Origin of the sequence: Alteribacillus sp. HJP-4 (assembly GCF_042139015.1) — a bacterium.
Lineage (GTDB): Bacteria > Bacillota > Bacilli > Bacillales > Marinococcaceae > JBHIKY01.
On record NZ_JBHIKY010000009.1, the window covers coordinates 14,633 to 35,139 of the forward strand.

Here is a 20,507-nt window from a genome sequence, read left to right on the forward strand (position 1 = left end):
CTCCATAATTTTCAGTTTATACCAATATTGTACAAAAAAAAGGAGTTCTATAGAAGTGAAAATTTATATTTTATTAGCTTCGATTTTTCTTGCAGTGTTTTCAGGAATGGGTATCTTTATTTATTACAGCAATAACCCACCGGGTGAACCGTCAGAAGATAAAATGATAGAGATTCAACATGAGGTAGAAACTTACTTGATAAAGGAGAAAGGGTATCAGGAAGAGGAGATTTTATCTTTAGATGCGGAATTTAATCCTAAATTTTCAGGAACACATGCTGCTTATAGTGTAGTCGTGGTTTTTTCGGATGAAAAAGATATGAAATATCGATATGGAATCAACAACAATGAAATATATCAAAAAGGTATCAATGGATCTAAAGACAATCCAAAACATGCGGAACAATAAAATATAAATAGATCCATATATCTACGTATTTCTCCTTGTCATTTAAGGAATTCAACTAAAATTATCTCCACCTTATTTATTCAAAATCCGTGTCTTGACAATGGGGTCCATCTTAAAGGATTGACTATTTTACTGTTAATAATTATTACTAATATATTTTTCTATTTTGTAAGATTTCTCGTATCTCATTTTCTTAGTGATTTTTATTATAGAATTCAACAAAAAACGCATATCATATTCAAAAATATTATTAAAAAAAAGTAGAAGTAATGTACATATGACAACGACGTAAAAATCGCAAAAGAACAGTGAAATCCTGCTACTCTATTGATATAAGTAAGAGCCAAAAAGAAGAATTTTCTTCATGAGAAGCATATTGATTCAATTCCTTTTTAACTTTTCGCTCTAGTATTTGTTTTTAAAGTTTGCAAATAAATAATGAAATGTTCCGTGAATCAATTGATTCATGGATTTTTTTCTTTTTAATAATTTCCTGCCATGGGAAGGGCGGTAAAAGGATTCGAAGCAATGAATAAAACAAATATAGAAGAAAACAAGGTTGACTGCTTAATTTATTTGTCTTACAATTAAAAAAATTAATAATCAAACAATTATAACTGATTTCCTCTCCTGCTTTAAGTAGAAAGACAGCATTTTACTTTTTTGAATATTTTTACTAGAAAGATTAATATTTTTGATCCCTGTAATAGAAGTGAGAAGCGTCCTAACCTTAGACGTTTTTTCTTTTAAAAAATAGTAAGCGATTACAAAAGAGGAGGCAGCACTATGAATGTATCAATTACAGTCAACACGACGCAGTTAACCGAAGTTGATTTAAAACAATTGAGCCAATTGGGCGTTGATTATATCGACTTTGGCAGCGGGTCATCGTTTTCAGGAGTTCCAGAACAAGGATATCCAGATCTGGATGCATTGATTCGGCTTAGAAAAAAATTGCAAACTTGGGGATTGGACATAAACAGAGTGACACTTCCAAATATTTCAAATTCCTATATGCATCAACAAGAAGGTTCTGAAAGAGAAGTAGAAAACTCGATAAATGCTATTAAAGTGTTTGGCGAAGCGGGTATTAAGATCGTCCGTCAACGATTTGAAGGGGACACTTTTCCAGGAGTGACTAAGGAGTACAAAGCGTTGCAGCGTGGCGGGTCTATTGGCCGCGGGGAAAGTTTGTATTTCAACAAAACGCCGCAGCCAACAAGAACACTCGAAGAGCATGAAGCATGGTGGGAGGCTTTCAGTAAAGCTTATCAACAGCTCGTCTTAACATCATTAGATCATGACGTAAAAATAGCCATGCATCCTTCTGACGCCCCGTTGCCTGGTACACCTTTCGGGACCCTTGGCTATCACCGAATCATCGAGCAGTTTCCCAATAAAAATGTGGGTTATGTGTACTGTACAGGTACTCGAGCTGAAGCAGGAGGCACGCCGTTAGTAATCGACGAAATCAACCATTACGGAAGGAAAAACCGCATTTTTCTGGTTCACTTTCGCAATGTGAAAGGATCACTTCCAACAGCGGGAGCATTTGAAGAAGCGCTTCTCGATGATGGAGACATGAACATGTTTAAAATCTTATTAGAACTTCGCAAAGTAGGTTACGACGGCTGTTTGAACCCAGATCATGTGCCTCTAATGGAAGGCGACAGTCCAGATTTAGACAGAAACTGGAAAAATTCAAATATCGGTTGGACTGCTTCCAGTATGGGTTTTGCCTATTCGATTGGATACATTAAAGCGATGCTCGCAGCACTAACTGAATTCGAAGGAAAATAAGCGGAACCTATTCCTTTTTTATTCTAAATTATGGCACTTGTATCAGTGATATTTAAGGCGTGGAAAAACTACCAAAAGTATATAGGGGAGGGATTGTATGAGTAAATGGATGAGTAAAAAGACGGGTTCAATATTTATGATAAGCACGATGACAGTGATGCTGGCCGCTTGCGGATCAGAAGAAAGCTCGGGCTCGAGCGAAGGGGAAGGCAGCAAGTATCCCGAAGACTCAATTGAAGTGGTCGTCCCAGCCGGAGCAGGCGGTGATACAGATCGCAATACGAGAACACTGGCAAATTACATGGAAGAAGAACTAGGGGTATCGCTAGTTATACAAAATGTCGAAGGGTCCGGTGGCAGCACAGGCACCAGTGAAGTTCTGGATTCGGATCCGGATGGGTACCGTGTCGTAGCATATCATGATGCAATGCTTCTGAACAATATTTTAGGTTTAACAGATTATTCCTATTCAGATTTCGAATTAGCAGGAATCAGCATCCTTGATCAAAGTAACACTTTCATGGTGAGCGCAGAAGCAGAATATGATAATGCCGAGGAAATGATTGAATATGCGAAAAAAAACCCGGGAGATGTTAACGTCGCCACGGAAACAGGCGCATTTACACATTTGCAGCTTTTGGCTATTCAACAGGAAACGGGTGCAGAATTTAATATTGTAGATGCTGGTGGTGCTTCTGATAAAATAACTGCCCTTTTAGGCGGGCAGGTTGATGTAGTGCCAACTTCCCTTGGTTTAGTAGAGGAGTACGTGGAATCCGGAGAAATGAAGAGTTTAGGAATTCTAGCAGAAGAAAGGTTGGAACAGTTTCCAGATGTGCCTACTTTTCAAGAACAGGGAATCGATGTAACGTTTGATAAAACGTTCATGTGGGCGTTTCCGCCTGAAACACCGGAAGAGGTTGTAAACACATTTTCTGAAGCGATGGAGACTGTGGTGACAGATAACGAGGAATTCAGAGAAGAGATCAGCAGTTATGCTGTTCAGCCTGAATACATGAATCCAGATGAAGCTGAGAAGTTATTAGATGAAACGAATGAATACTACACAGAACTGAATGAGTCTACCGAATAAAAAAGGGCGCGATACCGCGCCCTTTTTTGCTTTTTGGTGTGGCCCGGTACGCGCACTCTAGGGTATCCTGGCCCGATGTACGCAGCTTCCGTGCTGTTAACGCTGCCGATACTCATATTGTTTATTATCTTTAGTAAGAACTTCAAGAAAGGCATGCAGTTTGTATTGAAATGATGGAACATAGGGGCTGTAGCAAAAGCCCCTTTTTATAGAAAAAGTAGTATCCTAAATAGAAGATAGCAGGGGACAAGTCCGAAGACTCCAGTGGGAAGAGCAGCGGCTGAAGATCCGACGGGCGCGGGTTTCGCCCGGTTAGCTGAAGCGCTGCCCACGGAAAGCGAAGGACTTGTCCACTGCATTTTTACCATGCAAAAGGGGGCGAGTATCATTTATGATACAGACCCGCAAAAACTATATGGTTAACCTATGGTAGATGATAGTTGTTTTTTTCTTTTATTCATCCAAAAGATCATGAAAAGTAAGAATATAAGCGCACATCCCATATAAAGCATTTCATATCCAAAGGCTAATGAAATAAGCAGGTACCCTGCTAATGGTCCAGCAGCTGCTCCTAAATCCTGAATAATTGTATAATACGTGAAAAAACGAATTTTACCCTCGTCTGGTGAATGATCAGAAGCAGCTGCGTCCATAAGGGTCGTTAGTGCTGTAGAGACTAGCAACGTAACAATGGTAATCATGATCCAGAGGAAGGGATGAAAAGAAAACGCTAAGAGTGGAAAACTTACACCACCGATTAAGAGTGCTCCGATTAAGTATGGAATTCTTCCCTTTGCCCCATCTGACCACATGCCGATTTTCCTTGCTAAAAACGGTTCCCATGTCCAGCGCAGAGCTTGTAATGTTCCTGAAAGGGCAGAGGAGGCAATGACGATGGATAGTAAATCGACATCCTCTCCATAGTGGTAAACAATCAGCGTGGACAGTGTAGATGTAAATACGCCTTGAATAATGAAAGTAACTCCAAAGCTGCTGCCCATAATCAGAGAGTTTTTACGCAGCAATGAAAGTGCGGGAGTCTTATAAACTTTTTTCACCCTTTTTGGCCTGGAATTTCTTTCAGTTTTGAAAAATAGACCAAGAACAACGACTCCAATCGCAGACACGAAACCAAAGGAGATTGACACCCATGATAAACCAAAAAAAGGCGTCAAAATCCCTCCGCCAAGCATCCCCACAAGGCTTCCCAGCCTGTATAAACCGTTGTATAACCCCATAGCTTCGCCTTGTTTCTTACTTTCGCCGTAAACAGATACCGTAGATAGACCTCCGATGCGTAAAAAGGACCAGGAAAGCCCCCATAAACAACGGAGAATAATCCAGGCGATAAATCCAGCTGCTATACCGTAACCGATGGTAGTGATCACACTAAGTATAACGGCAAACAACAGCCCCGTTTTTAACGATATTTTTTCATAGATCCAACCTACTAAAGGATTTAAGGGCAGACGGACAAAGCGGTTTATGGATAGCAGCACACCGACCTGCCATATAGCATCCAGCCCCGCTTCTCTCCAGTAAATCGGAAGAGCAATATAGAGCATGGAGTCCCCGAGTAAACAGCAGGCAGTAACTAATGAAATTGTTATTATATTTCTTCGGCGCATATTGGATTTCATGAGGAACACCAACTTTAGTTAAGGGATATTTGTTCATGATACCATTGATGGTTATACTTTTTCATTGAGGTTTGGGAATTGAGAGGTAATCAGAAGAGGTATTGAACCGTTTTAATGGGGAAGTTCTAAGCCCATAGATTAAATGAATGATAATAAAAGGATAACACCGTTGCAAAACCACCAGTGTTATCCCATTTGTTTTTGATTCTTAGGATTGATCTTCTCTAATATACGTTTTTACTGCTGGGGGTTCATATGTATTAAATTTATCAAGGAGAACATCTGGAGATGAATCCACTACCGCCATGAAACGGTACTTTTTTTGTAAAAACTGCTCTTCTATCATGTGATCAAAAAAAGATACGATAGGGGCAAAATACTGGTTAATGTTTAATAGTCCACAAGGTTTTTGGTGGAGACCCAATTGAGCCCACGTAAAGATTTCTATGAATTCCTCTAATGTTCCTGGACCTCCTGGAAGAGCAATAAAGCCGTCAGCTAACTCGGACATTTTTGCTTTACGTTCATGCATTGAATCAACCACAATTAACTTTGTTAAATGTTTATGCGAGATTTCCCGGTCTTCGAGCATCTTAGGGATAATACCGATCACTTGCCCGCCTTCTTCTAATACACCATTGGCTACGGCTCCCATTAGGCCTACACTAGCGCCGCCATATACCAACGTGATACCGCGTTGAGCTAATGTTTTTCCCAGGGTCTTTGCGCCTTCCTGATATATGGGAGAAGCGCCATTGCTGGAACCACAAAAAACAGCTACTCGTTTCATGATGATTTCCTCCTGTCTAAAAAAGTCCACTCCACATTATAAAGAAAGTATTGATAAACTAAAATGGACGATTTTTTTAGGAGGCTTATCAATGGACGTTACCGAGTTTCAATCATGGGTCAAAGAATATTACAAAAAAAGAGGGTGGTCGGAGCTTGATATTTTTATTCGTATTGGATTTTTAGCGGAAGAAACAGGTGAAGTAGCAAGAGCCATTAGAGCATTAGAGATCGGTCGAGATAGACCAGACGAAGCCCCTGGAACGTCGGATGGATTAAAACAAGAATTAGTCGAAGAGCTGGGAGACGTTCTTGGCAATGTAATTGTCATCGCAAATAAATACGAAATCCCTTTAGAAGATGTTTTTCAATCGCACCAAGAAAAACTGGATCTCCGATATTCAAAAGAATAATATGGTGATGAAATACGTAACCTTGATGTACTTTGAAGATACTAATAGAATGTCGTTCTCTAATTAGTAGAATTCCTAGAATAAGAGTTACCTTTGAAATAACTATTCTTAGGCAATCGGGCGCCAGTTTTGAATAAAGCTTGGCGCCAGTCATGTATATACTAGGGACAAATTGCAGTATAAAGGTTAGGAAATATTTGCAAAATGTGAAAGGTTAATTACCCCTTCCTTCTTTAACATGCTACATAAAGCCTTTGATAGTGGAATCTAATATTTTGTTTAAAAACAAAAAAACACAGCTGAAAAGCTGTGTTAGAAACTGTGCTGTTAATTAATCAATATATTTATTTTTCAGCTGATCTGAACCAATTCCGCCAATTACCATCAAAGCTAATGGCAAAAAATTTGAGATAATTTTTAGAGAGCCATGTGGAATCATTATTTCTGTACTAACCAAATAGTGCAGCCCAAGAAATATTAACTTCACAATTAATAAAAATACTCCTAACAAAAACAAACTATCAAAAAATACTTTCCATTTCGGGTGAGCCAACTGCTTACTATCGCGGATTACTTTTTCTTTCAATTCCTTATCACTACCCTTGCTTTAAGGGCAGTTTTAGTTAGTTGGGTGATTTATTTTCTTTAAACGAACTTCAAAAGGAGGAGAATTAATAAAAATGCAATCTGCCCCTATAATAATTATTTCTGGACCTCCGGGAGCCGGAAAGAGCACTATTGCACAACGTCTTGCGGAACAATCAGCACATGAACGTTCGATCCATATGCACTCAGATGACTTTTATAAGTACATTCGAAAAGGATATGTTTCTCCATGGCTGCCTGACGCACAGTATCAAAATAAGGTGATTATCGAAGCGTTTACGGCCAGTGCCGCCCGATTTGCGTCAGGAGGCTATGAAACTTTTGTAGATGGGGTGATTGGACCATGGTTCCTGTCTTCCTGGCATCAAGCCGTCCGCGGAGGAGTGGATGTTCATTATGTTGTACTGCGTCCGGACGTAGAAACAACCATTGCTCGGGCAATAGTAAGAGAGGAAGCTGAAGCATTAGTGAATCCTGAGGTGGTGGCAGGGATGTGGCGTGATTTTGCTGATGTAGGAGAATATGAATCGCATGTCCTCGATACGACGAATCAAAGCGTTGATGAGAGTGCTGCAGCGATTATAAAATTAGTGACCAGCGATGTAATAAGACTATTTCCAAAGTAAATAGTTAAAGACAAAGAAAAACTTATTGGCGGTTTCAGATACAGCATTTCAAAAATGGGGAACTCATTTACAAAATCTTTATTTCTGCTTTTTATCAGCTTCACAATCGTTCTATAGAATGAAGGTGCAGGCATACAAAGGTCTGCATCATTCGAATCGGAGTCAGTGAAGGAGGAGACAGACAACGTATGAATGTTAAGGCTGTATTTTTGGACATGGATGGGACGCTGCTTACAACCGGAAACGAGATTTCGAATCGGAACAAGGAAGTGATTGATCAGCTCCGAGAGGAAGGTATTCACGTGTTTTTAGCGACGGGCCGTCAGTGCGATATTGCTTCCCCTTATCATCAGCAGCTCGAGCTTACTACTCCCCTCGTTTGTTTGAACGGTGCTGCGGTTTATGATCCCTTCTCTTATCACCCCCTCTGGACAAAAAATGTCCGTATCCAGACTGATTTATTTTATGATCTCGCAAGGACACACTTTCGAAATGTAATCGTCCACCTTGCCGACGGCATTTACTGCAAGCAGCATGATGAAATGGTAGAGACTTGGGTGAAGGAATGCGGTAAACCGCCCTTGGCAGTGGAGGACTTTCATTCCTATCGTCCGCCGAACGTGCTGAAGTACAGCGTGCGAACCGATGCGATCGGATCACGGCACGGACGCCATTTTTCGAACGACTGTGAAGTGATTTATTGGGAGGATGGCTTCGAGCTTGTGCCGAAGGATGTGTCGAAATGGCATACGATCCGCATGCTGCTACGGAATTACGGTATTCATCCCGCAGAAGTCATCAGCTTCGGTGATGGGCCGAATGATGTGCAGATGCTGCAGTCAAGCGGTATCGGCGTGGCGATGGGAAATGCCTGCGATGAACTTAAACAGGTGGCTGACGCGATAACTTTACACCATGAGCAGGATGGCATTGCCCATTTTCTTGAGAATACCGTATTATCGCCAAGCTGGCATACAACGCGGGCCAAAGTGTCCTCTTTGTAAGGTGCATACATCTTCGAAAGTCCCTCTGCTGAAAACGGTGGAGCGGCTTTTTTTATTGTGTAATTTTGGGGTGGGGCCAGGCCCCGCCCCAAATTACACAATTCAAACATGACCTCGCCCAAGGGATTGCCGGAAGCGTAAGACGGCTGCTCACTCCAAAAAAAGACTGCTCCCATTACTCGGTTTACATCACCGTCGTAAGGAGCAGTCCTTTTACATTGATTTTTTAAACTCCGGAGTACGCCATAAAACCGCCGTCTACCGGGATCGTAACACCATTGACAAAGCGGGACATGCCTGTGTCGGCAAGCCAGAGCAGTGTGCCGGTTAAGTCCTCGGGTTTTCCAAAGCGCTCCATTGGGGTGTGGCTGATAATTTTGTTCGAGCGCTCGGTGTAGCTTCCATCTTCATTTAATAAGAGATTGCGGTTTTGAGAGGTGAGGAAAAACCCTGGTGCGATTGCGTTACAGCGAACGTTTTCTTTTGCCATGTGTACCGCCAGCCATTGGGTGAAGTTATCAATGCCTGCTTTAGCGGCACTGTAGGACACCACCTTTGTCATTGGGCTTGGGGCGCTCATGGACGAGATGTTAATGACACTGGCATCCTCTTTTCCGAGCATATGCTTCATAAAAACCTGGGTAGAGAGAACCGCTCCGATATAGTTTAAGTGAAAGACGTGCTCCATTCCTTCTTTCGTCAGGTCAAAGAAGGATTTAGTATCTTCATCGTTCAAGTGGTCCTGTTTGAAATATTCTTCAGAGGTGGCAGCATCAGGATGGTTACCACCGGCTCCGTTTATCAGAATGTCGTAGCTTTTATAATGAGCCTGTATTTTTTCATCAGCGGCAACAATGCTGTCCTTGTCAAGTACATCGCAGGCGACGGCGATTGCTTCTCCATTTTCTTCAAGAATCTCATCCGCCACTTTTTGGGCATTTTCCTGTCTTCGACTGAGGACGGCGATTTTGACTCCTTGTCGTGCCAGCGCTTTGGCCATTTCTCCGCAGAGAACGCCACCTCCTCCTGTGATAACGGCAACTTTACCTTGTAAGTTAAATTGAGCTGATGTCATTTATAATTCTCCTTTTTGTAGAGTGTCCCAGATTCCGAGAAGATACATAATGCCGAGTGCTCTATCATACAGGCCATAGCCGGGGCGGCATTGCTCATCCCAGATCTGTCTTCCGTGGTCCGGACGGATATATCCGTCGTAACCTATGTCATGGAATGCTCTCATAATACCGGCGATATTTACCGAACCGTCTCTGGTACGGTGGGAGGTTTCGATAAAATCCCCATTTTCGTACCGGCGGACATTGCGTACATGAGCAAAATAAATGCGGTCTTTAAACGCATAAATCATGTCTGAAAGGTTGTTTTCTTCTTTTGCGCCAAGAGAGCCAGTGCATAACGTAATGCCATTGGCAGAGCTGTCGGATAGCTGCAGGAGCCTTTCTAGATCTTCATAGCTGTTCATTATACGGGGCAGCCCGAATAATGGCCATGGCGGATCGTCTGGATGTACTGCCATTCGAACCCCATGCTCTTCGCATACCGGCAGGATGCTGTTTAAAAAGTACTGAAGGTTGTCCCACAGGGTATCCTTCGAGACTTTGTGGTACTGCTCTATTAAATGCTGAATATTTTTCAGTCGGTCCGGTTCCCAGCCCGGCATCGTGAAGTCAGGTATTTCCGTGATTTTAGACACGAGTTCCTGCGGGGTAATATTATTTATTTTTGCTGCTTCATAAAACATCGCCGTGGAACCGTCTGCCAATTCTTTATTCAGGTCTGTGCGGATCCAGTCAAACACCGGCATAAAGTTGTAGCAGATTGTATCGACGCCGCTGGCAGCAAGATTACGAATCGTTTGTTTATAATTTGCAATATACTCATCCCTGGAAGGCAGGCCAAGCTTGATGTCTTCATGAATATTTACGCTTTCGACGATGTTAAAGTGAAAGCCGTGCTTTTTAATTTCTGTCACTTCTTTTTCGATTTCATCAAGAGTCCATAGTTCTCCAGGCTTTTTATGATGGAGGGCCCACACGATAGAGGCAGTGCCTGGAATCTGCTTGATCTGCCGCAGCGTGACACTGTCGTTATTGGCTCCATACCATCGAAAGGCTATCTGCATAGTCATTACTCCATTCTAGTCATTGTGGGAAAATCAGCGCATCAGCTGTTCTGGCAAAAATAGTGATATCTGTGGAAAGACTACTAATAACACGATAAATACAACAACGGCTCCTATAAACGGTAAGGACTCTTTCATATAGTCGGTCACCGGGACATTTGATAAGGAACACACGGTATACATCGTTACGCCGATAGGCGGTGTCATCCCTCCCATTGTCACAATCGTCATCATCAGGATACCAAAATGCACAGGGTCCATTCCGATATTTGTCATGATCGGCAAAAATATTGGTGTCAGTAAAAGGGTGTTCACCGTGCTTTCCATAAACATGCCTGCCAACAATAAAAATAGCAGTACAATAGCTGTGATAAGCAGCGGACTTTCTGTCAAAGCGAGCAGCGATGCCGAGGCTTCCTGCGGCAGCCGAGCAGACGTAATAACGTAGCCGAGAATAGAAGCACAGGCAATAATCAGCATAATGATGGCGTTATCTTCGACTGTATTTTTTAACACCTTGTTCAGTGTTTTCCAATCAAGCTCTTTATAAATAAAGGCCCCCACGACAAAAGCATAAACAACGGCAAACGCGCCTGCTTCTGAAGCGGTAAAGACGCCAAAGCGGATTCCGACGATCAATATGACCGGAAATAATAAGCCCCAGAAACTGGCTTTAAATGTGGCAGCCACTTCTTTAAATGAGGCCCTTTCTACTCTTGCCGGGGTATAATGGCGTTTTTTTGCAATTAAAGTGGAAGTTACCATAAGTATGATAGTCATTAAAACCCCTGGTACAATACCGGCTAAAAATAGCTGGCCGATGGATACTTCTCCAACAAAGCCATAAAGAATCAGCCCGATGCTCGGTGGAATGGTGGCCGTAATTAAAGCACTATAGGCGATAACGGACGTAGAAAAACCGCCGGAATAACCTCTTCCCATCATCTGCGGAGCGAGGATCCGACTTTGCATCGCAGCGTCGGCATTCGCAGAACCGGAAATGCCTCCCATCATCGCACTGAGCACAATTGAGATATGAGCAAGGCCGCCGACCAGATGTCCCGTTAACGCATTCGCAAAATTGATTAAGCGCTTGGTAATCCCGGTTTCATTTAACAGATTACCGGCAAGCACGAAAAATGGGACCGCAAGCAGAGGAAATGATTGTGTCCCTTCTGCAAAACGCTGAAGAGCAAGGCTTGTCGGAAGATTCGGCTCAAGGATAAAAAAGAGAAGCCCGGAAGCGCCGATGGCAAATGCAATTGGTACATTTACTATAATTAATGCTGCAAATGCAATGAGTACCCAAATCATGAAATGACACCTCCGTCGCTGCGGTCGTTAGTAGATTCATTCCGTGGTCCGGGTGTTTGTTTCCTTATAAAATAGGAAATCCATTTAACGAGCAGCGTGATCAACATCAGCGTGCAGCCGACAGGGATGGACGCTGTGATGTAAGAATAGCTCAGGTCAAGGTTCTGAACCTGGCGCAATGAATTGCTCAGGCTGTGTTCCAGTCCATAGATTACACAAAACAATAAAAACACTGCGATAATAAGGTTTGCCACTACAAAGACTATGGTCTGCATGACGGGAGGCAGCTTTAAAACGAAGAAATCGATCCCGATATGACGATTCTTTCTCAGTGCCTGATTGGCACCGATAAAGACGAGCCATATAAACAGCAATTGTGCCATTTCTACAGACCATGCAACGGGGAAACCGGCCCAGCGGACCATGGCAGAATAGAAAACCAATAGAACGATCGCTGCCAGTAAGAGCTTCGTAACGATTTCTTCGATTGTTGTAAGTGTGTTGACAAGGGTTCTCATGGTAGTGCTCCCCTCCATCGTCCTTCTTTTTACTCTTCAATCAAGGTAAGGATTTCTTCACGAAGCTCTGGATAACCATCAAATTTTTCATATACGCCTTTCGTAGCTTCTCTAAACGGTTCCACGTCCGGCTCTGCGATCGTCATGCCTTCTTCTTCCATCATGCTTTCGTATTCCTCTGTGCTGTCCCGTACGATTTCTGAGGCATCTTCTCCGCCCGTATTCGCTTCTTCTACTAAGATTTCTTTGTAGTCTTCCGGGAGATTGTTATACCAGTCAGCACCTACTACAAAGCCGGTAATAAGCTGAATATGATTGGTTTTCGATACATAGTCCGCTACTTCATAAAGGCTTGCTCCGTGGGTAGCAGAATGCTGAGCTTCTGCCCCGTCGATCGCTCCCTGCTGGATTCCAGAATAAACCTCAGCCCAATCCATTCCTGTAGGATTTGCGCCCATCGCTGACATAGTTTCTGTGAAAATGTCGGCACCAATGGTTCGGATATTCTGTCCCTGTAAATCTTCCGGAGTCTGAATTTCATTATTTGTCACCATGTGGCGTGCTCCCTGATACCAATTGAAAGATAGAATCTGAAGATTTTGAGTTTCGGCTAAATCAGCAGACCATTCATTAAATAAATCGGAGTCGGTGACTTTCTGTATATCCTCGTAATCTTCAAACAGGTAAGGACCCTGCAGGATGCCTAATTCTTCCTTGTAATCTGCCATGATGGCAGCGTCGGCAAGTGTTCCGACATTGGCTCCGGAAATCGCCTGTTCCTGGATATCAGGTGTGTCTCCTAGAGATGAGTCTGTAAAAATTTCGACTTCCAGGTCACCATCTGTTCTATCTTCGACGTTTTCCTTGAAGGTTTCCAGTCCTTCATACATTGGATCGTTTTCAGACACGACAATGCCTACTTGAAGGGAATAAGTGGGATCCTCCGCTCCTCCTGAGCCTTCGGCATTTTCTTCATCACTGCCGCCGCCACAGGCTGTTAGAATAAAAATTCCTGATAGGCTCATCATTGATATGAATTTCTTCATGATAATATCTCCTCACTTTTCTTGAATAAATTCTTGAAAGTTATCACGGAACAGTTGATTGACATCCTGTTGAATAACGTCTGCCGTAAGAGGAACACCTTTTTCTTCAAGTAATTGATAACGATCAATCAGAATGGAACTGAACACCTTTCGAAAATGCTTCCATTTGTATAGCAGCTGTTCAAGAACGCGGCAGTCCGAATGCTGGGGTATAAAGCGCTGGCCAAGCTGATCCATTCTCATGGTGGTCATTTCCGTCATAAATTGTGGAGTATTTAAAAACCACCAGCAGCCAAATACCATCACATTTCTGAATTTTTGACCAAGTACGGTTAATTCATATTGATTTTCACGAGATAAGATCGTTAGTAAAAATTTTTGAGCGGGATGCTGGACACACAGCTTTTCTAAATAATCAAAGTTTGTTTGACCGACCCCGTCCCCTGCGATGTCGAGCTGAGGATTAAGCCGGCGTTTTGTGCCGAGCATCAATGAAAGAGGGAGGCGGTACTCTTGGCAGACAGCCAGCACACACTCCTCAAGTAAAACGCTTTCATTAGAGGCAGTTGGAAAATTCCACGGCAGAGAGGCGGCCATGTAGACAGGTTCCATTTTTTCCACCCAGACTCGCAAAAACCGTTTAATTTCTTTTACCGTCTCAGAAGAGAGGTCTTCAGTCACCTCATATCCTTCTTCCACTAATTGCCGGCAGGTCTCCTTCCATTGACTGATTAATGGATCTACCCGTAATGCTGGAGTGAACGTGTTCCTGGAAAATGGCTGCGGCTTGTCCCAATACTTTCTTTCCAATGGATCGAATGGGTTATTTGTCATCGTAATCGAGGAGATATTGGATTTCTCCAGGATATAATCCGCGTAGTCGCTGTTAGATATAGACAGATCCTGGAAGCGGTTTCTTATTTCTTCAAGATTTGTTGTAAATGGAATCTCTAATTCCTGGAGGATTGTCAGTATTCCCAGAGCAGCCTCGCTCGTCGGGGACCGCTTCACGAAAAGCTCGTCCCAGACGACCTGGGCCTGCGAGGTTTTTGAACGATGAAAGAAATTCTCGTAATCCTCTTTCATCCATAGAAAAGCTTCAGAAACCAAATAATGATAGGTTAATAATTCATCTATTCCGGTTAAGCATAAATCGCTGAAGGGAGGAGGGAAGAGATGAGTATGCATATCTACTATCGGCGTAGTGTTGACAATGTCTTTAATCGTTGCTTGTAAATGGGAATCCAAGAAATGTCTCTCCTTTTTAATTTATTTGAAATAGCTGGCATATTGAGTTTTTAAGTCTTCGAGGTCAATATTGACAAGGGTTAAATGTTCCTTCATTAATTTTTCAGCTTTGCCGGCATCCTGATTTTTAATGGCTGCTAAAATATCGGTATGCTGTTCTACAAGCATTTCCCAGTTCAATTCTGATGCGAGACTCAGCATTCTAGTTCTGTTCAAGTGCACCATCATATTTTGGACGGTCTGCCAGGTCCGCACTTTTTTACAGCCGGAGAATATCGTTTGATGAAATTCTTCATCCAGCTGGAACAGACGCTGATGGTTTTTTTCTTTGACGCTGTTTTTCTGAAGAACAATGTTTTCTGAAAGGTGTTGAAGATGATCCTTCGGCATATGGCTGCAGGCAAGCTTCACAACGGCAATTTCCATGTGTTCTCTCATGAAACGGCCTTCTTCCACGTATTCCTCATTGATTAAAGAGATGAAGGATCCTCTCTGGGGGTAAACATCAATCAGTCCTTCTTGAGAAAGACGTACAAATGCTTCACGAACGGGCGTCCTGCTGACTTCCAGGCTTTCAGCAAGTCGATTTTCTGACACCTTTTGTCCGGGAATCAGCTCGAGTCTGATAATCTGGTCCTTGATCACGCTGTAGGCGTTACTTCTAACGGAAGTATTTATTTTTAATCACCCTCACTTTATATTGGAATGAATGGCTATGGTATATTAGAATACTTGTATACTAGCATTTTATTATACGAATTACAAGGACAGAGGGATGATTTTTGGTGGGGGGAGGTTTTTTGGGGGGCCAGGCCCCGCCAAAAATTACACAATTCATGTTTATGCAGGTTCACGAATAATAAAAAGCCACTCTTCTGTGGCTTTTTATTATTATTTGCTGTACCTGCGCGACCTCAGTTGTTTCTCGTGATCTTCATATGAGGTATTCAGCCTCGGGATCTGCTTTAGTCCCGCATTCATTAAGGTGAATATGAACACCCAGGCAATGACGATCAGCACGAGAAAGATAGCATAAAACGTATGAAGAAGCGGGAGCGGCATGTTCCAGACTGCATGCAAAATGACAGGTACAAGGAACAGCTTCAGAAAAGTAGGGTGCAGAAGATGCTCTCTCGAAAGGGGAGCATTTCCCTTAACGAGTGTCAGGGCGGCCCCGGTAATCGCAGCCCAGACGACATGGCCTCCGACAGCAAGCAGCGCGCGGTCCATAATATTTGCAATCATGGCTTCCCCACCGAGAACCAACCCTATATTAAAGGCATAGCCTGCAGATTCAAAGGCAGCAAACCCGGCACCAATGGCAGCACCGATCAACAAGCCGTTTAGAATGTATTTGACCTGCAATTTATTAATAAAATAAGCGATAATAGCCAACTTTCCCAGCTCTTCAGTGATACTTACAGCGATCGCTCCGCTGAAATCAAGCTGAAATACAGGAAAGAAGGAGAATATGAAAAGGGTGGCTGCAATGGACGCCACCCCTCCAACAAAAAACATGCGGATGACTTCGAAAATGCTGATATTTCGGGGAGCATTTGTTTCCCAGAAAAACACGAGCAAAGAAAACGGCACTGCAAAAGCTCCAATCACAATCATGCCCGGAATCGCATTCGCATTTTGAAATGTCGTCACACAAACATATAATAGGATATAAATGAGAACAGAAGCTAGAAATATTCGTGAAAACAACCAAGGCTTCGGCCAGGAATAGGATATTTCACTTTCCTCCGGGGTGGTAACAGAGGTGCCGGAAATAAACAATAATTCTCCTTCTTCCTTCGAGTGCTTTTTGAAGACATCCGAAAATACATCTCTCATATTTAAATCAATATTACCTTTTTCCCCGACCATTTGATTCACTTTCGCAGTAGCATTCAGAAAAGCACCTCTCACCTGGCCGGAGAAGCCGGGATCCACTGTTTCCGTTGTCGCCGCTAATTCATGACCGAGCTCCGAATTCTCAAACGCCACCCATTCCTCCTGCTCTTCTTTTTTAATTAATGTTTCTTCCTCAACAATCCCTTTGCGATTCAGCTCAAGCATCTCTTCCCGAGATTTAGGCCCAAGCACCTGATCATAGTAAGAGTAATACCATCTATCCATCCTCGTCCCTCCTGCATGTAGGTCTCCGTACGTAGTTCATTCGACAAATACCCAGATTATTCCTCCCAAAGGATAGAGCCAGAATGCATGTATGAGGTAAAATTACAGCATATAGTAATATACTCGAATGAAGCTAGCATAATTCCATTCAGGGAGGAGCATCAGCTTGACAGAGAAAAAACTAGATACAAATTGGACGGATGCAGCCGATCGTTTTGAAAAAAAGCTGGATGAGATATTGGAATTGCATGAACGCCACGGTCCCTCTTTAAAAGAGAGGAAAAAAAACAATGAGCGGCTCCTGGAAAGGTTATCGACGAACGACGTGCAGCGCCGGGCAAATAAGATGATGCCGTGCCCGCGGCAAACATCCACCGATAAGCGATTCGTGAGAATCCACAACAAACTGTAACAGCTCTTTCAGATTAGAAAGACCTTTTTCAGTTGCCTCTCGTTATGGGCAGCTTTTTTTGTTTCACATGAAACACTTTAAAGGCATAAGTCCATGAAAATGAGGTCATTGATCCGCAGCTGTGCCGCTAGTGCAGATTTCGCCGATGAATTTCGAAATACCGCCGATGAAATTCAAATTATCGCTCATACTTTACGAATTTTCGCTCATGAATTCAAAATTTCCGCTGATACTTCCTGCCAGAGCGCCGAACCCATTCCAATTATCGCAGATTTTAAATTCCCTCCGTTTTTAGCTCATCATATTATCCACCCTCTACAAAAATTCATAAGATCACACTACATTTCCATTAACAAAAAACTACAATTCTACCTCATTCTCTTCACAAGGATTAACCGCGGCACGGCCACCTAATTACGGTATCATCACAATTATTAATGTAAGCGTTTTCTAAAATTGTGAGAAAGGGATGCGTACGAGCTGAAATGAAAATATATAATGAACTCACGATAGAGACGGAGGGGAGGATGGTAAGGTGGAACACTTAATGAAACAGGCGATGCTTCATTTGCTTTGCAATGAGAGAGCAACCCTCACTGATTTGGAAGAACAGTTGGAAGTTTCCAGCAGCCAGCTGGAAAAAGTCATTCAATCAATTGATAAAGAGCTCCAGGAGCATAAATTTCCGGCTCTTAGTGCAGACGAAAAGCAGGAAATTTCATTAACGGCTGATATGAGGGAAGGGTTATTTACAATTCTTCGGGAAGCGACTTATTTTTCTGTTGATTATTTGACTCCGGAGCTGAGAGTGCATGTAATGCTGCTTAAGCTGTTAATGGAAAGTCGTCCTCTCTCGCTTCAGGATTTGGCAGAAACTACAGAGGTCAGCAAGAATACCGTACTGCATGATATGAAGCTGTTAAAGCTTGTGCTGAAGGAAAAAGCACTGCAGATTAATTACAGCCGAAAGGATGGTTATTTCTTAAAAGGGTCGGAGTATAAGCTTAGAAATCTTCTTGTTACTGAAGCAAAGCAATTATTTCATTATGAGATAGCTTATTATCTTTTAAAGCAAAAGCAGCTGCTTCACCCTAACGAGGTATTTTTGCTGAGGCAGCGTCTGCTAAGGATTGAGAAGCGGCTGGAGGTATCGTTTACCGATGAACAGATAGAGGAGCTGCCGGTAATTCTTCATTTGCTCATCCAGCGTATACAGGCCTTTCAACGAGAATGGATTCCTGAAACCTCACGCTATGAAGGAATGGAAACAAAAGAATATGAGCTGTTGAAGGAAATGTTTTGGGATCAACAGGAGCTTACAGAAAAGGATCGGCTGTATCTGGCTCTTCAGGTGCTATCCTCAAATATGCTGGAGGCAGCGATTGATTTATCGCAGAGCCATGAACTGGAAACAGCTATTGATCTCTTTTTAGATCAAATTGAATTGCAGCTGGTGACGAATTTAATTCGAAGAAACGAGCTCAGGGAAAAACTGATCGTTCACATACGCCCTGCTGTATATCGAACCAGACTGGGACTGCTTGTCAGAAACCCACTGACGAAGGTTTTTACAGAAGAAAACTCTTCCATATGTTCCATCGTGGATGGAGCGGTAGGATCACTTGAGTCCTTCATAGGAAAGGAAATTGCGGAAGAAGAGAGGGTTTATATAGCAATGCTTGTTCAGGCCTGGATTTATCAGACGAATGAACAGGGGGAAACTATATTTCGAGCGATGGTGGTCTGCCGGAACGGCACATCGGTTTCCAAGCTATTGCTGGAAACCCTGAGACTAATGTTTCCACATATAGACTTCATAGGAGCATATTCAGAGAGGACCTTTTCTGCACAGCCAAAAGTAGATTTTATATTTACTACCGTACCGCTGCGTACTAATCAAAAAACGTTTATCGTGCCTCCCGTTCTTGGTCAAAAAGAGAGAATGGTGCTTAGAAGAAAGGTGATGCATTCAATTGAGCACGATAACGAAAAGCGGGCAAAGGAGCTCGTCCATTCGTTAAAGGAGTATATTTCCTCGGATCAACAGGAGATGGTCCGCGATAAAATTGTAACTTTTTTTGAACAAGGACCGAATAAGCGCCCACAGGAAGCAAGTCTAGCGCAAAAAGAATCGTATTTTTCTTTTAACGAGGAAAATGTACGCCTCGTACAAACCAAAATAGACTGGCAAAAAGCCCTTGCTGAAAGTCTGGAGCGAATGAAAATGAGAAGCTCTATTGACGAAGGTTACATTCTAGAGGTTCAGTCATCCTTTGAGAAAGAATGTTCCAGGATGGTGCTTGGTCCTCATGTGTATTTACCTCATGCAAAGCCTGAGGCAGGCGTACTGCAGGAAGATTTTGAAGTGTTAATTTTCCGAGAACCCGTCAGGATGCCGGACGGAGGAACCGCGAAAGCTCTTGTTACGCTGGCACCAATAGATTTTCAGCATCATGTTCCGACTTTGCTCCGTTTAAATGAAATATTTTTGGATGAGGAGCGTGCAAAACGCATTTTTCGGGCTGCTGAAGTCGTGGATATCATCGCAGAATTACAAAAGGAGGAGAACGGTCTCTATGCAATGTAACCAATTATTTCAACAGAATTTACTTTACTACAATATCGATTCTCAGAATATTTACCAACTCTTCGAGAAAATAGGCTCTCTTTTAATAGCTTCTGAGTACGTAGAGCCGACGTTTACGACTGCATTAATTGAACGGGAAAAGCATTTTCCCACCGGTCTTCAGCTCGAGGGTATAACCATCGCGATTCCTCATACGGATGTTGAGCATATCCGCGAGCCTTTCATTGCAGCAGCAAAAACTACGGAGCCGCTAAAAGTGGGGGACATGGGAAACACAGACAACCAGTTCGACGTATCCTATTTCTTTTTTCTAGGTATTACTGAGCCGGAAGAACAGGTAGAGGTTTTGCAGTATTTAATGAATTTATTTTCTGATAAACGCTTTGTGAATGCTTTGAAGGCAGCAAGTAATGAAAGTGAGCTATACGAAGCAATACAAAATCCAGTGAGGAGTGAAGTGTTATGAAAAGAGTAATTGTAGCGTGCGGTTCCGGTGTTGCGACGAGTCAGACTGTAGCATTAAAGGTGCAGAAAATTCTTAGTGAAAACAAGGTGAAGGCCAATGTGGAAGCGGTCGATATCAAGTCGCTCGATCAATATATTCCTCATAGTGATGTCTATATCGCCATTACCGGAGGAACAAAAAGTTACAATATCCCGACACTCAATGGAATTGCCTTTTTGACAGGCATGGGGATGGAGGAAGAAACAGACCAGCTAATTAAAATTCTAAAATAA

20 protein-coding genes and 2 pseudogenes are annotated in these 20,507 nt (G+C 42.7%); 11 read left to right on the forward strand and 11 right to left on the reverse strand.

Going from position 1 to position 20,507, the window contains the following annotated elements; translation table 11 throughout:
- The first annotated feature begins 55 nt into the window (after positions 1 to 55).
- The 4 genes and pseudogenes from ACE4RR_RS10235 to ACE4RR_RS10250 all read left to right on the forward strand — a co-directional run.
- Entirely contained in the window at positions 56 to 409 is a 354-nt protein-coding gene (locus tag ACE4RR_RS10235; protein WP_375535326.1) for a hypothetical protein, read from the forward strand.
- Between the two features lie 786 nt (positions 410 to 1,195).
- Complete coding sequence (locus ACE4RR_RS10240) at positions 1,196 to 2,209, forward strand: mannonate dehydratase (protein ID WP_375535327.1); 1,014 nt, start codon at positions 1,196 to 1,198, stop codon at positions 2,207 to 2,209.
- Between the two features lie 97 nt (positions 2,210 to 2,306).
- A complete protein-coding gene (locus ACE4RR_RS10245) occupies positions 2,307 to 3,302 on the forward strand; it encodes a tripartite tricarboxylate transporter substrate binding protein (protein WP_375535328.1) in 996 nt (331 codons plus the stop codon).
- 63 nt (positions 3,303 to 3,365) lie between these two features.
- Positions 3,366 to 3,476 (forward strand): annotated as a pseudogene (locus ACE4RR_RS10250) (carbohydrate ABC transporter permease); the annotation flags it as partial.
- Positions 3,477 to 3,721: 245 nt separating this feature from the next.
- On the opposite strand, the gene ACE4RR_RS10255 reads toward ACE4RR_RS10250, so the two are convergent.
- Both ACE4RR_RS10255 and ACE4RR_RS10260 read right to left on the reverse strand, forming a co-directional pair.
- A complete protein-coding gene (locus tag ACE4RR_RS10255) occupies positions 3,722 to 4,942 on the reverse strand; it encodes an MFS transporter (protein WP_375535329.1) in 1,221 nt (406 codons plus the stop codon).
- A 208-nt stretch (positions 4,943 to 5,150) separates the two neighbouring features.
- Complete coding sequence (locus ACE4RR_RS10260) at positions 5,151 to 5,732, reverse strand: LOG family protein (RefSeq protein WP_375535330.1); 582 nt, start codon at positions 5,730 to 5,732, stop codon at positions 5,151 to 5,153.
- A gap of 91 nt (positions 5,733 to 5,823) precedes the next feature.
- On the opposite strand from ACE4RR_RS10260, the gene ACE4RR_RS10265 reads away from it, so the two are divergent.
- Positions 5,824 to 6,144 (forward strand): MazG nucleotide pyrophosphohydrolase domain-containing protein, encoded by a 321-nt coding sequence (locus ACE4RR_RS10265; protein WP_375535331.1) that lies wholly within the window; start codon positions 5,824 to 5,826, stop codon positions 6,142 to 6,144.
- 331 nt (positions 6,145 to 6,475) lie between these two features.
- On the opposite strand, the pseudogene ACE4RR_RS10270 reads toward ACE4RR_RS10265, so the two are convergent.
- Positions 6,476 to 6,742: pseudogene (locus ACE4RR_RS10270) on the reverse strand (helix-turn-helix domain-containing protein); the annotation flags it as partial.
- A gap of 82 nt (positions 6,743 to 6,824) precedes the next feature.
- On the opposite strand from ACE4RR_RS10270, the gene ACE4RR_RS10275 reads away from it, so the two are divergent.
- Positions 6,825 to 7,376, forward strand: a complete 552-nt coding sequence (locus ACE4RR_RS10275) for an AAA family ATPase (protein ID WP_375535332.1) — start codon at positions 6,825 to 6,827, stop codon at positions 7,374 to 7,376.
- Between the two features lie 188 nt (positions 7,377 to 7,564).
- On the forward strand, positions 7,565 to 8,380 hold the full coding sequence (locus ACE4RR_RS10280; protein WP_375535333.1) for an HAD family hydrolase: 816 nt from the start codon (positions 7,565 to 7,567) through the stop codon (positions 8,378 to 8,380).
- A gap of 226 nt (positions 8,381 to 8,606) precedes the next feature.
- Here the strand turns inward: ACE4RR_RS10280 and ACE4RR_RS10285 are convergent, their stop codons facing one another.
- The 8 genes from ACE4RR_RS10285 to ACE4RR_RS10320 form a co-directional block, all read right to left on the reverse strand.
- Positions 8,607 to 9,455 (reverse strand): SDR family oxidoreductase, encoded by an 849-nt coding sequence (locus ACE4RR_RS10285; RefSeq protein ID WP_375535334.1) that lies wholly within the window; start codon positions 9,453 to 9,455, stop codon positions 8,607 to 8,609.
- Complete coding sequence (gene uxuA / locus ACE4RR_RS10290; RefSeq protein WP_375535335.1) at positions 9,456 to 10,520, reverse strand: mannonate dehydratase; 1,065 nt, start codon at positions 10,518 to 10,520, stop codon at positions 9,456 to 9,458. It lies immediately after the preceding gene.
- 33 nt (positions 10,521 to 10,553) lie between these two features.
- Entirely contained in the window at positions 10,554 to 11,834 is a 1,281-nt protein-coding gene (locus ACE4RR_RS10295) for a TRAP transporter large permease (protein ID WP_375535336.1), read from the reverse strand.
- The gene (locus ACE4RR_RS10300; RefSeq protein WP_375535337.1) at positions 11,831 to 12,352 is read right to left on the reverse strand and encodes a TRAP transporter small permease; all 522 of its coding nucleotides are present in this window, start codon (positions 12,350 to 12,352) and stop codon (positions 11,831 to 11,833) included. The genes ACE4RR_RS10295 and ACE4RR_RS10300 overlap by 4 nt, the downstream gene beginning before the upstream one ends.
- A gap of 29 nt (positions 12,353 to 12,381) precedes the next feature.
- Positions 12,382 to 13,398, reverse strand: coding sequence for a C4-dicarboxylate TRAP transporter substrate-binding protein (locus ACE4RR_RS10305; RefSeq protein ID WP_375535338.1), 1,017 nt, complete (start codon positions 13,396 to 13,398; stop codon positions 12,382 to 12,384).
- A 12-nt stretch (positions 13,399 to 13,410) separates the two neighbouring features.
- Positions 13,411 to 14,646 (reverse strand): glucuronate isomerase, encoded by a 1,236-nt coding sequence (locus tag ACE4RR_RS10310; protein ID WP_375535339.1) that lies wholly within the window; start codon positions 14,644 to 14,646, stop codon positions 13,411 to 13,413.
- A 21-nt stretch (positions 14,647 to 14,667) separates the two neighbouring features.
- Positions 14,668 to 15,291 carry a GntR family transcriptional regulator gene (locus ACE4RR_RS10315; RefSeq protein WP_375535340.1) on the reverse strand — a complete coding sequence of 208 codons (624 nt, stop codon included), beginning with the start codon at positions 15,289 to 15,291 and terminating at the stop codon, positions 14,668 to 14,670.
- Between the two features lie 246 nt (positions 15,292 to 15,537).
- Complete coding sequence (locus ACE4RR_RS10320) at positions 15,538 to 16,770, reverse strand: PrsW family glutamic-type intramembrane protease (protein ID WP_375535341.1); 1,233 nt, start codon at positions 16,768 to 16,770, stop codon at positions 15,538 to 15,540.
- A gap of 166 nt (positions 16,771 to 16,936) precedes the next feature.
- Between ACE4RR_RS10320 and ACE4RR_RS10325 the strand changes: the two genes are divergently transcribed.
- The 4 genes from ACE4RR_RS10325 to ACE4RR_RS10340 all read left to right on the forward strand — a co-directional run bounded on the left by ACE4RR_RS10325 (position 16,937) and on the right by ACE4RR_RS10340 (position 20,507).
- A complete protein-coding gene (locus ACE4RR_RS10325; RefSeq protein ID WP_375535342.1) occupies positions 16,937 to 17,182 on the forward strand; it encodes a hypothetical protein in 246 nt (81 codons plus the stop codon).
- A gap of 535 nt (positions 17,183 to 17,717) precedes the next feature.
- A complete protein-coding gene (locus tag ACE4RR_RS10330; protein WP_375535343.1) occupies positions 17,718 to 19,769 on the forward strand; it encodes a PRD domain-containing protein in 2,052 nt (683 codons plus the stop codon).
- Positions 19,759 to 20,235 carry a PTS sugar transporter subunit IIA gene (locus ACE4RR_RS10335; protein ID WP_375535344.1) on the forward strand — a complete coding sequence of 159 codons (477 nt, stop codon included), beginning with the start codon at positions 19,759 to 19,761 and terminating at the stop codon, positions 20,233 to 20,235. Before ACE4RR_RS10330 ends, ACE4RR_RS10335 begins: the two co-directional genes overlap by 11 nt.
- Entirely contained in the window at positions 20,232 to 20,507 is a 276-nt protein-coding gene (locus ACE4RR_RS10340; protein ID WP_375535345.1) for a PTS sugar transporter subunit IIB, read from the forward strand. Before ACE4RR_RS10335 ends, ACE4RR_RS10340 begins: the two co-directional genes overlap by 4 nt.

What these genes read in the sequence shown, in the direction of transcription:
- ACE4RR_RS10240 (WP_375535327.1), top strand. Translation starts at nt 1,196, where the DNA reads ATGAATGTATCAATTACAGTCAACACGACGCAGTTAACCGAAGTTGAT.
- ACE4RR_RS10245 (WP_375535328.1), top strand. Translation starts at nt 2,307, where the DNA reads ATGAGTAAATGGATGAGTAAAAAGACGGGTTCAATATTTATGATAAGC.
- ACE4RR_RS10255 (WP_375535329.1), bottom strand. Translation starts at nt 4,942, where the DNA reads ATGAAATCCAATATGCGCCGAAGAAATATAATAACAATTTCATTAGTT.
- ACE4RR_RS10260 (WP_375535330.1), bottom strand. Translation starts at nt 5,732, where the DNA reads ATGAAACGAGTAGCTGTTTTTTGTGGTTCCAGCAATGGCGCTTCTCCC.
- ACE4RR_RS10265 (WP_375535331.1), top strand. Translation starts at nt 5,824, where the DNA reads ATGGACGTTACCGAGTTTCAATCATGGGTCAAAGAATATTACAAAAAA.
- ACE4RR_RS10275 (WP_375535332.1), top strand. Translation starts at nt 6,825, where the DNA reads ATGCAATCTGCCCCTATAATAATTATTTCTGGACCTCCGGGAGCCGGA.
- ACE4RR_RS10280 (WP_375535333.1), top strand. Translation starts at nt 7,565, where the DNA reads ATGAATGTTAAGGCTGTATTTTTGGACATGGATGGGACGCTGCTTACA.
- ACE4RR_RS10285 (WP_375535334.1), bottom strand. Translation starts at nt 9,455, where the DNA reads ATGACATCAGCTCAATTTAACTTACAAGGTAAAGTTGCCGTTATCACA.
- uxuA (WP_375535335.1), bottom strand. Translation starts at nt 10,520, where the DNA reads ATGCAGATAGCCTTTCGATGGTATGGAGCCAATAACGACAGTGTCACG.
- ACE4RR_RS10295 (WP_375535336.1), bottom strand. Translation starts at nt 11,834, where the DNA reads ATGATTTGGGTACTCATTGCATTTGCAGCATTAATTATAGTAAATGTA.
- ACE4RR_RS10300 (WP_375535337.1), bottom strand. Translation starts at nt 12,352, where the DNA reads ATGAGAACCCTTGTCAACACACTTACAACAATCGAAGAAATCGTTACG.
- ACE4RR_RS10305 (WP_375535338.1), bottom strand. Translation starts at nt 13,398, where the DNA reads ATGAAGAAATTCATATCAATGATGAGCCTATCAGGAATTTTTATTCTA.
- ACE4RR_RS10320 (WP_375535341.1), bottom strand. Translation starts at nt 16,770, where the DNA reads ATGGATAGATGGTATTACTCTTACTATGATCAGGTGCTTGGGCCTAAA.
- ACE4RR_RS10335 (WP_375535344.1), top strand. Translation starts at nt 19,759, where the DNA reads ATGCAATGTAACCAATTATTTCAACAGAATTTACTTTACTACAATATC.
- ACE4RR_RS10340 (WP_375535345.1), top strand. Translation starts at nt 20,232, where the DNA reads ATGAAAAGAGTAATTGTAGCGTGCGGTTCCGGTGTTGCGACGAGTCAG.